Annotated in this window: 1 protein-coding gene; it reads left to right on the forward strand. The window is 32.0% G+C overall.

Annotated features, from left to right (window positions below; genetic code table 11):
- Nucleotides 1-247 precede the first annotated feature (247 nt).
- Nucleotides 248-2,410 (forward strand): hypothetical protein, encoded by a 2,163-nt coding sequence (locus ACFO7M_RS10410; protein WP_379735529.1) that lies wholly within the window; start codon nt 248-250, stop codon nt 2,408-2,410.
- Nucleotides 2,411-2,579 lie beyond the last annotated feature (169 nt).

Consider the following 2,579-nt stretch of genomic DNA (forward strand, 5'->3'; position numbering starts at 1 on the left):
GAACCTTACTCCTCTCTTTTGTTCTTTCTGATTAATAGCTAAATGTAGAAAATGTAAACTTAAGGCGGTTTGCCTCAATGGCTTAATTCAGTGATTCTTTAGAAAATACGCTGATAACTCAAAGTTTGGTTTATATTTGTGATTGTTCGGTAACAATTCAAGCCACTGCGCCAAGCCGCAGAACGTTATAGGAAATGTGAAAAACTTAATTCTGGATATAAATAAATATATAAAACATTAAAACGAAATGGACATTGAAACATTAGCAAATCATATCTCTAACCTAGGAAAACAGTACTTTGACAAGGCATGCAAACTTGTATTAACTGAGGTATTTAACTTGAATGCAATTAATATTGACGGGGCATACGATGGTGGAACCGATTTAGTAGCTTTTTCTGAGGGCACTCGCGAAAAGGCTGCATATCAAATTACGACTCAAAGAACAGATATAAAAAATAAGGCATATCGTGATGCAAAGAAAGCACTTCAAAAACTATCAATTGAAAGGTATTACTTTCTTACCACATATAATTTAACTGAAATCGACCAAAGATTAATTGAAGGTAAAATTTCACAAGAACTTGGAATCAATGCAAATTGTTTTTCCCCTAGAATTATTGCGGGGCTTATAATCAATGATGGTAAACTTAATAGATTTTTGGATTTGCTAGATTATCCTCTTCCAAGGCAACATGGTAATATAGTTGATATTAAGGAAAAGGCATTACACAGTTATGGACTATTCTCTGAAGATGCCGGAAAACTTCGACATAGCGTGTACGAAGACACAATACTTTTTTCACTTTTTAATAACAGTATGGACGAAGACTCATTAGTGAATTCAGTTATTACATTTTTGAATTTAGGTGAAGAAAAAGATGAGTTTGTCAGAAAAAGAATTGGTGGATTATTCGGAAAAGCGTTAATCGCAAAAGACGAAAATAAAATTATCAGCTTGACATCTGAATCATCTTCAGATTTAGAAAATCGTCAAAGTCTATACGAAATAGAACTCAATAATCTTTCCGCAGCTCAAACAGATTTACTTAAGGACAAGTATAATTTATCATGGACAGCAGAGGAGTCAAAAAAAATATCGTTGTGGATTGCAAACTCGTATATAACGGAACAGCTTGAAAATCTTAAGGATATTAACGCTTCAATTGTAAATAACAACTTTTATAATATATCAGAAAACGGAACCAACAAATTAAAACAGTTTTTTACTAAAGAAAAAAAACAAGATTTACCTACTACTGAGAACATTGTTAATGATTTATTGGACTTGGCTTCAACACACCCGCTTATCACAAAAATTTCAAGAGCTTCTGTATATGTGGCGTTAGATGGTAATAACCCAATTGCATCCGCAAAATCAATTGGAGCTAGTAGATGGTCTGATGTTAACATAATACTTGAACCAAGTGTTGCTCTACCTTATTTATGTTCGCTTTTGTATGCTAGTAATAACAATCGATTCTTTAAAACAACTGTTAAAAGTGTTAACCAAGCAAAGGAACAAGACAGCTTATTATATATGCCGTATTATTATTTTAATGAGTGTGCAGGGCATTTACTTACAGCAAGAAAATACATCGGTTTCGAAGATCAAAATAAAGAACTAGAATTCTCAAATAATGCTTTTATTTCAAATTATTTTCATTTAAAAAACAAGGGAGAGAAGGTACCCAATACTATTTCGGAATACCTCTCAACTTTTAGTACAGCCGTCAAAACTGAAAGAAGCGATGTGAAAAGTTGGGTTAGAAGTATAATGACAGATTTACAATCAATATTTACATCAAATGGAATTGAATTTATTGATACACCACATTTTGAAGAGGAAGATTTGCAGGAAATCAAATATCACTACAACGATATTTTAGAGGAAGCACGCATAAAAAAGAAAATACATTTGTTCAATAATGATATATATACATTAAAAGCAACTAATGAACGAATAGTAAAAAACGGTGAAACATGGGTGATTTTGACAAATGACCGATCTCTTGTGAACTTCTCGAAAACCGAATATTTTAAGGGATGGATAGCGAATCCTTACAAGTTTCTCCAAATTACAGAGCTTTCTAAACCAATGTCTGAGTCAAAATTAGTTTCTTTAGTACATTCTGTCGCAACTTTTAGTGACAGAACTCTTTCCTTAGGAGCAAGAATTATAGATCGATTGATAAATTTAACTTCAACAAATATTCAAAATTATGAACTTAAACTGGAGATTGAACGCTTTAAACAAGAAACAATAGAATCAATAAATCTTGAAGATTCAAATATCTTCGACATTATTGACTCAAAAACTGATGAGTTTATCGTTAAACATGGGTTGAACAATGATGATAAAGAAAAAGATGACGAAATCAATGATGACACGGTTGATTTAAACATCTAGGACACTTCCTATAACAGGCGTAACTGTTGCACAACTACCATTTTTTCAAAATAACTCCAAAACATATAGTATAAAACCTCATTTAAAGTGATTTAGACGAGGTTTTATTTTTACCTCACTGCTACAAGTTCAAAATTGGAATGGCTCACAATCAGGCTTTTTATATCTA

Origin of the sequence: Flavobacterium sp. GCM10023249, from assembly GCF_042653365.1 — a bacterium.
Taxonomy (GTDB): Bacteria; Bacteroidota; Bacteroidia; order Flavobacteriales; family Flavobacteriaceae; genus Flavobacterium.